Origin of the sequence: Cloacibacterium sp. Arc13 (assembly GCF_041431305.1) — a bacterium.
GTDB lineage: Bacteria > Bacteroidota > Bacteroidia > Flavobacteriales > Weeksellaceae > Cloacibacterium > Cloacibacterium caeni_B.
In genome coordinates, this window is sequence record NZ_JASMRM010000027.1 from 1 (window position 1) to 9,197 (window position 9,197).

General features: G+C 31.4%; 8 protein-coding genes. All 8 read left to right on the forward strand.

Translation table 11 applies throughout. From position 1 onward, the window contains the following. The first annotated feature begins 656 nt into the window (after positions 1–656). On the forward strand, positions 657–1,079 hold the full coding sequence (locus QO190_RS13020) for a DUF1016 N-terminal domain-containing protein (RefSeq protein ID WP_371463797.1): 423 nt from the start codon (positions 657–659) through the stop codon (positions 1,077–1,079). 98 nt (positions 1,080–1,177) lie between these two features. Beyond that, positions 1,178–1,324 (forward strand): hypothetical protein, encoded by a 147-nt coding sequence (locus QO190_RS13025; protein ID WP_371463795.1) that lies wholly within the window; start codon positions 1,178–1,180, stop codon positions 1,322–1,324. 146 nt (positions 1,325–1,470) lie between these two features. Continuing rightward, complete coding sequence (locus tag QO190_RS13030; RefSeq protein ID WP_371463793.1) at positions 1,471–2,196, forward strand: DUF6577 family protein; 726 nt, start codon at positions 1,471–1,473, stop codon at positions 2,194–2,196. A 28-nt stretch (positions 2,197–2,224) separates the two neighbouring features. Next, positions 2,225–3,262: a nucleotidyl transferase AbiEii/AbiGii toxin family protein gene (locus tag QO190_RS13035; protein ID WP_371463791.1), complete on the forward strand. Its 1,038-nt coding sequence runs from the start codon at positions 2,225–2,227 to the stop codon at positions 3,260–3,262. Between the two features lie 8 nt (positions 3,263–3,270). Continuing rightward, positions 3,271–4,890 carry an N-6 DNA methylase gene (locus QO190_RS13040; RefSeq protein ID WP_371463789.1) on the forward strand — a complete coding sequence of 540 codons (1,620 nt, stop codon included), beginning with the start codon at positions 3,271–3,273 and terminating at the stop codon, positions 4,888–4,890. Then, positions 4,890–6,302, forward strand: a complete 1,413-nt coding sequence (locus QO190_RS13045; RefSeq protein ID WP_371463787.1) for a restriction endonuclease subunit S — start codon at positions 4,890–4,892, stop codon at positions 6,300–6,302. Before QO190_RS13040 ends, QO190_RS13045 begins: the two co-directional genes overlap by 1 nt. Further along, the gene (locus QO190_RS13050) at positions 6,299–7,999 is read left to right on the forward strand and encodes a restriction system-associated AAA family ATPase (protein WP_371463785.1); all 1,701 of its coding nucleotides are present in this window, start codon (positions 6,299–6,301) and stop codon (positions 7,997–7,999) included. The genes QO190_RS13045 and QO190_RS13050 overlap by 4 nt, the downstream gene beginning before the upstream one ends. Positions 8,000–8,049: 50 nt before the next feature. After that, positions 8,050–9,030 carry a hypothetical protein gene (locus QO190_RS13055; protein WP_371463783.1) on the forward strand — a complete coding sequence of 327 codons (981 nt, stop codon included), beginning with the start codon at positions 8,050–8,052 and terminating at the stop codon, positions 9,028–9,030. The last annotated feature ends 167 nt before the right edge of the window (positions 9,031–9,197 follow it).

Genomic DNA, 9,197 nt, shown 5'->3' on the forward strand with positions numbered 1-9,197 from the left:
TTTTAGAATTATATTTGAACTGTAAACGAATTTTAGTATTAATATAAAAAGTGTAAACTTTTTTTAGGACGTGACATACGGAAAACGCGTGCAAGTTTTAGCGCCCGAAAGTTTTATCCAAGAACTGAAAGCAGAGGTAGAAATCATGCTGAAAAATTTTTCGGTGTAAGCACTATTATTAACTCCATATCTTCGAGTCAAAGTTGGGTGAAATTCGGGTTTTCTGTGGGGTTTGTTCGTGGTTTGTTCGTGGAAAAGAATTTTTAATATTTCATCCTTCATCCTTCATCCTTCATCCCTCATCCTTCATCCTTCATCCTTCATCCTTCATCCTTCATAACCTCATCACTTCATAACCTCATCACTCCATCACCTTTCCCGGTGGCTGAGCGGCGTCGAAGCCCCATCTTCAAATTTTCCAATCTCGCATCTCACATCTCATAACCTCCACACCTCATTCATTTTTTTATTATATTTGTAATGAACTAATAATCATAAAACTAATATGGAAATATTCCCAACCGCCTCTTCTTAATTTTCTTGATATAGCCAAAGATGTCTATGCTCCGCTCTTGGCTTCATTTCCTGTGCTAATTTCCAATAAACAGAAAATTTGCACCATCCAATGAAAACAAAACCCAAATAAAGAAAACCAAATGCAACTCAACCAATCCATAATATCAGATATAAAATCTATCATCGCTCAGTCAAAAGATAGGGCGATAAGAGCAGTTGACCATCAACGCACACTCATGTATTGGCATATTGGCAAACGGATCTTTAAAGAAGAGCAAGAAGGGAAAGACCGTGCTGATTATGGGAAGTATCTTACGGAATACATAGCTAATGAACTCGAACCAGAATTCGGAAGTGGTTTTTCCAAAAGACAGATTGAACTTTTTAGACAATTTTACCGTGTTTTTCCAATTGCGAACGCAGTGCGTTCGCAATTGAGCTGGACACAGTACAGACTCTTAATGAGGCTTGAAAAGGACGAAAAAAGAGAATTTTACATCGCTGAAAGTGTAAAAAATAACTGGACTTTAAGGCAATTAGAATGCCAGGTTTATAGTAACTAGTACGAACGCCTTTTGTTGAGCAATGACAAAGAAAGTGTTTTGGCGGTAGCTAAAAACGAAAACTACCTTCTGACGGCAGAGAAATCATTAATGACCCAATGTATTTGGAGTTTTTAGGATTAAAACGAGAAGCATCATATTGTGAGAAAGATTTAGAAGCAGCGATTATCACACACTTGCAAGACTTTCTTTTAGAATTTGGAAATGAAAAAAGAAGAATGTTTTATGATGTACTTTACTGTTAATCTGTTTTGTAACTGAATTTTTAGTGAATGTTGTTTTTAGAATTTGAACAGAATAAAGATATATAACTTTGGCAAAATCACATTATTTTTGCCAAAGTTATATTTATTAAAGATATTTTATTATATTTACTACAAATTAATAAAAGTTGGAGAAAATAGTTGAAAGTCATATAATAAGATACTTTGATAACAAAGATGTGTTATCGAAGGAAGATTTGATGGAATTGCTCAAAAACGATTTTCCCACTTGGTCAAATAATACAATTAATACCTACCTGTATAAACTTAAAAAAAATGGAGTTATAGACAATGTTTCAAGAGGAATATATACCGTTGGAAAAATCCAATTATTCACACCAAAAATTAACAATGAATTAAAAAAAATAGCCAGTAGGATTCACAAAGAATTTCCTTTTGTTACCTATTGTGTTTGGAATAGCTCGTGGTTAAACGATTTGATGCGACACCAGCCTTTTAAAAATTTCACAATTGTTGAAATTGAAAAAGTAGCGGCAGAGCAAGTATTTAATGAATTGAACAGTTTCTTTCAAAATACCTTCATTAACCCAGACGAAATTTTCTTCGAAAGATACATAAGCTCATTAGACAATGTTATTATTATTAAAAACCTATATTCTGAAGCACCTATTTTAAAACGGAACGATTTGACTATTCCAACACTTGAAAAAATACTGGTGGATATAGTAATTGATGATACCCTTTTCGCTGCACAACAGGGAGAATTAAATTTTATGTATAAAACAGCCTTCAATAAATACGACATTAATGAATCAAAAATGAAACGATATGCAGCAAGAAGAAATCGCGAAAGAGAAGTAGAAAAATTGATAAATATAAGTTTGGCAAAATAGATGATGTTTTGCCAATAATATACAAACAATGATTAACAAAGAAACCTATACTATAGATTGGATTCTTAACTTAAAAAGTAAGTTAGGAAGAAGCATCGATCCCAAATTAATCGAAAAAGTAATTTGGGCACTAACACTATTGGAGCAATTAAAAATAAACGGGTTAAAATTTACATTCAAAGGCGGAACAGCTTTGCTTTTAGCTACCGAAAAACCAAAAAGATTTTCTATTGACATCGATATAATAACAGAACATACAGAAAAAGAAATAATAGCAGTACTCCAAAAAATAGTTGACGAGAATATATTTTTGAGTTGGGAAGACGACAATAATCGTAAGCACACACCTGATGCTCCAATCGGACATTTCAAAGCTTATTATAAAAGCGCAGTAGATGGCAATATTGAACCTATTTTATTGGACCTTCTTTATACGCAAAATCCTTATCCTGAAATTCAAGAAATAAAAATTAAACATCCTTGGCTATCAACATCAGAAGAAGAATCTGTTATTACAATGCCAACATTTGATGCTATTTTGGGGGACAAACTAACAGCTTTTGCTCCTAAAACAACTGGAATCCTATACAGCAAAAACCGACCAGTTGAAATCATAAAACAGCTATATGATATTGCATTTTTATTCGACAACATAAGTGATGTAACAATAGTAAAAGATAGCTTCAACAGAGTAGTCCATGAAGAAATCGGGTTTAGAAAATTAGAGATTACAGCAACAGAAGTTTTACAAGATACTTGGCAAGCTTGCTATACATTAGCTGAACGAGATATAAAATCTGATGAGTTTAATCATCTACAATTAGGGATTAGAAACTTTACCAACTTCACAATTGACCGATTCAACATAGACGAAGCCATAACAGCAGCAGCTAAAGTAGCATACCTTACCAAACTATTACAAGCCGAAGAAGAAATAAAAATGGAACGGTTTAAAAATCCATTGGAAATTAAGGATTGGTTGATTGAAGACCAAACCTACAACAAACTGAATAAATTAAAAAAGACCAATCCGGAAGCGTTTTTCTATTGGTATAAGAGTATATAAAACAAATTATGTTATCACAAGAAATAAAAAACAAAGTACAGCTACTTTGGGACAGACTTTGGGCAGGAGGATTATCCAACCCTATAACGGCAATTGATAATATATCCTATCTGATATTTATGAAACGTTTAGAGAAGTTTCACCCTAAAGTTAAAGAAGAATATAAATGGAGTAGCTTTAACAATTTAGAAGGATCTGAGCTAAAATCTAAGGTGGATGATGTGTTTAGATTTATTCAAAACGATTTATCAAAAGAGGACGAACCTTTTGCGATTGAAATGAAAAATGCTCGATTTGGTATAAACACCCCCTCTTTATTAGAAGAAGCGGTAAGGATAATTGACGATATTTTCTCTTTGGTAGAAGAAGAAGAAAAAAAACATCAACATTTTCAAGATTTATTGGGAGATGTTTATGAATATCTCTTACGTGCTACAAACGAAGCAGGTAAAAATGGTCAATTCAGAACACCTAGACATATTATTCAAATGATGTGTGAATTAGTTGCTCCAAACATTGATGAGGAAGATACTAAAATCTGTGATGTTACAAGCGGTAGTTCTGGTTTCTTGGTAGGAGCATATCAATACATTCTCAAACAAAATAGTAAAGAGGTAACTCTTGATGAGGAGAATCAACTTGAGAAAGGTCTTGATGGCAAAAAACTTATAGCAAAGAAGAAAAAACAATTAAAAGAGAATACCTTTTATGGTTTCGATATTGATGCCACTATGGTTCGAATTGGTATGATGAATATGATGATGCACGGTATCGAAAAGCCTCATATCATTAATTTAAATACTATTTCTGATGAATACGAAGAAAGTTACTACAAGTTTAAGAAAAAACACTTTACGCCTGAACAAATTTTAAAAGGAGAAGAAGCAAAATACTGTGAAAAATTATTTCCGACATTAGGTAAAGAAGAATTTTCATATATTCTCGCAAATCCACCTTTTGCGGCTAAAGTCAATAGTAAATCAATAAGCAAAAATCTGAATCGCATCTACGACATAAAACAAGGAAAAACACAGTCGTTACAAACAGAACTTTTATTCTTAGAACGCATTATATATATGCTTAAGAAAAATGGAAGAGCTGCTGTAATTATTCCTGAAGGAGTCCTATTCAATTCTGGAAAGGCTTATAAAACTGCTCGGGAAATATTACTAAAAGATTGCGATTTAGAAGCTGTAATTTCATTACCCAGTGGGGTTTTTAATCCTTATACAGGAGTAAAGACCTCCATACTTTTATTTACTAAAAAGCAATTTGGTTCTAATAACTACCATACTAAAAAGGTATGGTTTTATGGAATGGAATCAGATGGTTATACCTTAGACAATAGCAGAAGAAAAATAAAAAATGATTTTCCACTACCAGAAATGGTTAAACAATATCATACCAAAGACGAAAAAAGCAATCCGCAAAAAGATCGTAAGCAAAAACATTTTTATGTGCCTGTTAGTGAAATTGAAGAAAATGGATTTGAATTAAATTACAATTTGTATAAAGAATTTGTTTTTGAGGAGACTAAATATGAAGAGCCTGCAAAGTTACTGAAACAAGTTTTAAAGATTGAGGAAGAGTTGTTTAATTCTTTAAAACAATTAGAAAAGGAGTTGTAATGGAATATGTAAATACAACAATAAGCGAAATCGTAGAAACTGTCCAAACAGGAAAAACTCCCAGCACTAAGGAGCCACTATATTATGAAGGTGATGTTATGTGGGTTACACCTACAGATTTGCAGGGACAACAATATATTTCAGATACTACCACTAAAATCTCAGAGTTAGCTCTTTTAGATAATCAAGCTTTTTTGTACAAAGAGAACACTGTACTAATAAGTTGTATTGGGGATATTGGTAAAACAGCAATAATAAAAAAAGCAGCTTCCAGCAACCAACAAATAACAGGTATTCGAGTAAGAGAAGATCTTATTCTCCCTAAGTTTTTCTACTATTGGATTATTAAAAATAAAGAATATTTAAGTTTTAAGGCCAATAGGGTAACCGTTCCTATTTTAAACAATACTAATCTAAGAAAAATAGATATAAGTTATCCAAATGATCTAGAGTTCCAGAGGAAAGTTGCTTCTCAATTAGATAGTGTTCAGACGTATATTAATGATAAGATAAAAACAATTAATATATTGGAAAATTTAATCCAATCTGTATATTTCAAAATGTTTGGAGACCCTGTAAATAATCAGAAAGGGTTTCCTCGAAAAAAACTATCCCAAGTTACTCCGAAAGACAAAATTATTACGTATGGAATTGTTCAAGCAGGCCCCCACATTGATGGTGGTACACCATATATTAGAACAGGGGATATAAAGTCAGGAAAGATTGTTACAAAAAATTTGCTGAAAACAACTAAAGAAATTTCTGAAAAATACTCACGAACAATCTGTTCGATTGATGATATTCTTATAACTATTAGAGCAACAATAGGGGAAGTTGCTATTGTGGATGCCGAAACTAAAAATTTCAATTTAAGTAGAGGTATTGCATTGATTTCTCCAAATAAAAAAGTAATTGTCCCAAACTATTTGTTTGTTACTTTGAAAAGTGATGGCTTTCTGTTTCTTGTTGACAAATATGTAAAAGGCTCAACCTTCAAAGAAATTACATTGGAGAAATTGAGGAATATAGAGATTCCTGTTCCTAAAGATCTTAATTTACAAAATCGGTTTAGCCAAATTTATGAATTGATTCAAAATGTAAAGAGTAAAGTAGAGCAATCATTAGAAATATTACAGCAATTGTTTCAGGTAATTCTTCAAAATGCTTTTAAACCTGATGTTGAGATAGATGAAGAACCTATTTTTAAGGATTTGATTAAGAAGTTTACTGTTCAGGATTTGAAAGGTAATAAACAAAGGTTGCAGTATTTGATAAATTTATTTGAACAACAAAATTTTGATGAGTTTAAGGACTTTACAGAAGCAAGAAGAATCTTATTCGAGCTAATGGAAGAGGAAGAAATCACTCAAACTTTTGGAACTGATAATAAAGTAAAATTACAGGTAAAATGAAATTAGTCCGATTAACCATATTAGAAAAATTCCGAAGTCTTGATAAAATAAAAACAGATCAAGGTAAGGAGAATTTTACCGTTATTTTTAGAGATGATGAACCTAATGAAGAATGGGTAAACTTTCATCCTTATTGTTTTGCAGGACTAAATGGAAGTGGAAAATCTAATGTGTTAGAAGCATTGTCTAATATCTTTTATCATTTGGAATGTTGTACGCTTGCCCCAGAAACTTCGGAATTTCTGAAAAGTGATTTTAAAAAGGAGGTATCTGATCCTGTGGCTTATGAATTAGAGTACTTCATTATTCCTCGTGAAGCAGAGAAAAAGGTAGAAAATTATCATAACATAATTATCAGGAAAGAAAAAGATAAAATCCCCCAAATAAAGATAAAAGCTTTAGATCAATCTGACGAACCTGAATATATAGATATTTCCGGTTCTATCCGAAGCTATTTACCGGAATTGGTTATCGGATACTCTTCGGGTGAAAATGAGATATTAAGCCTACCATTTATAAAATCCAGACTATTACAATTGGATGAATATATTTATCACTTACGTAATAGGGCAAAGCTTGTCTTGGATTATAAGATAGAGGAAAAACCTGAAAGTAGTTTAGTTTATATGGATTATCATATGAGCCAAGCGATTCTTTTGGCTAATTTTCTTTTACAGAATGATGACACAATTGAACCCATTAAGGAGCAGTTGAGTATCGACAAGCTACATAGTTTCCGCCTGGTAATTAATAATCATAAAATGTATTATGATGATGAAGATCCTGAGTTGGGATATTTATTGCCATTAGTTGAAGAAACATTGGATAAATTGCGTAAATGTGCTACTGTAAAATTTACTCAACCTGCTAATGATGAAAGAGGATATGAACACGAAGTATTGGATTTTTACTTTGATGAAAATAAGCAAACAAAAGAAAGTACATTAAAATCTGCATTCAATGAACATTTTGAAACCCCATTACAGCTCTTCAAAGCTTTTCAGGTTCTTACTTTACTTAATTTGAGAGTAGTTGATAAAGAGCTTAAAAAAGAGGTATACAATTCTGATAGCTTGTATGCAATGTATAAAATACCTGCTTTCAAAGAACAGGAGCATATTTTTCATTTCAATCTGTTTCGGTTGAAAAAGAAAAACTCAGATGATAAAATGCTTTTAAAAGCATTTTCTGATGGGGAACATCAGTTTTTACATACTATGGGAATATGTTTGTTATTGGGAGACAAAAGTACATTGATGTTGTTAGATGAACCTGAAACACACTTTAATCCAGAGTGGCGTTCAGAATTTATAAGTCTATTGAAGGATTGTTTAAACAAAAGTGGTACAAATCATTTAATGCGTGACATCCTCATCACTTCGCATTCTCCATTTATTATTTCGGATTGTTTTCCTGATAAGGTGATTGTATTTGATAAAGGAAATCAACCGCAAAACGCCCAAGACTTGGATATAGACACTTTCGGGACATCCGTTAATATTTTGACGAATAAAATATTTAAGCGAAAGAATACGATAGGAGAATATTCACTAAAAAAATTGAATGCATATAGAGAAAGGTTTTTACAGACTGATAATGTAGAAGGGTTAATTGAAGAGTTAAATTCTGAGTTAGGAGATTCAATAGAAAAAGTTCTCTTGATAAAAGAAATGACGGATATAATTAAGAAAAGATGATAAAACCATATAAACATATCAATTCTAAGTTTCACAAAATTCAATCTTTTGTGAACCACTTATTTTTAGATGTTATATTTCGTGCTCCTTACATTCCTCAAGCCGTATTTGACACATCATTAGTTCTTCCAAAATATCAATCATTAATAGAAGGAGTAAATGACGAATATTTATTAAATCCTATTACTGAATGTTTCGCAATTTGTAAAACTCTTTCTAAGAGTCATTTAAAAACATTAAAGCGAGGAATACATCAGAATAATAAAATCAGGCTATTATGTAATGGTGATTTGACTCCGTTAGAATATGTTGATATTGACTTGATAAGTGAAGATTTAAGTAAACAAATCAAAATATTTTTTGATAAACTTTATGACAAAGCTGTTAATAGAGAAGTGTTTTATAATAAATATGGCAAGATTGAAGACTATTATAAAAGTCTTGTAAGTAAATCAAGGACTTGCAGATGCTGTGGAATAAATAAAGTTTTAATTAAGTTCCACTCTAAAAGAAGTGCACTAGATCATTATTTACCGCGAAATCATTTCCCATTTACATCTATAAATACAAACAATCTATTACCGATTTGTGATGTTTGTAATAGTAAATACAAATTAGCAGAGAATACCATCTTTGAAATTATAAAACAGAATAACAGAATTGTCTCTAAGACTAGGAAACAAGCTTTTTTCCCATTTAGTAAAATTACCCCATATCCAAGAATTGATGTAGAAATTACCCTTAACAAAGCTTTCTCTGATGATATGGAACCTAGTGATATGAACGTTGATTTGGTAAGTACAGGATATGAAGAACGCATAGAGACTTGGAATAGACTTTTTGGAATAAAGGAAAACTATCTTGCTGAGTGTTGTTCAGAAGAAATGTATATGTATTATGAGGAGCAGTATGTGGCAGATTTGAATTTTGGAAAGACCCACGATGAATATATAGAAGCTTTGGAGCGTAATAGATTAGGAGATATGAATTTCTTAAAGTCAGCATTTTTAAATGCAATTAAAAATTATTAATAGTCTTAAAAAGTTTTATAAATTCAAAAAATTATTGAAACAAAGTATTTCAATAAATATTTTTTTAAATATGAATTTTAATTGAAGATGTTTCAATACTGTCCTAAATAAAAATTATTAAAAATAGAAACAGCCTAAATACCTATTTTACATTTAGCTTTACATTT

Excerpts from the sequence above, each read along its gene's own strand:
- QO190_RS13020 (WP_371463797.1), top strand. The coding sequence starts at position 657 with ATGCAACTCAACCAATCCATAATATCAGATATAAAATCTATCATCGCT.
- QO190_RS13025 (WP_371463795.1), top strand. The coding sequence starts at position 1,178 with ATGTATTTGGAGTTTTTAGGATTAAAACGAGAAGCATCATATTGTGAG.
- QO190_RS13035 (WP_371463791.1), top strand. The coding sequence starts at position 2,225 with ATGATTAACAAAGAAACCTATACTATAGATTGGATTCTTAACTTAAAA.
- QO190_RS13040 (WP_371463789.1), top strand. The coding sequence starts at position 3,271 with ATGTTATCACAAGAAATAAAAAACAAAGTACAGCTACTTTGGGACAGA.
- QO190_RS13045 (WP_371463787.1), top strand. The coding sequence starts at position 4,890 with ATGGAATATGTAAATACAACAATAAGCGAAATCGTAGAAACTGTCCAA.
- QO190_RS13050 (WP_371463785.1), top strand. The coding sequence starts at position 6,299 with ATGAAATTAGTCCGATTAACCATATTAGAAAAATTCCGAAGTCTTGAT.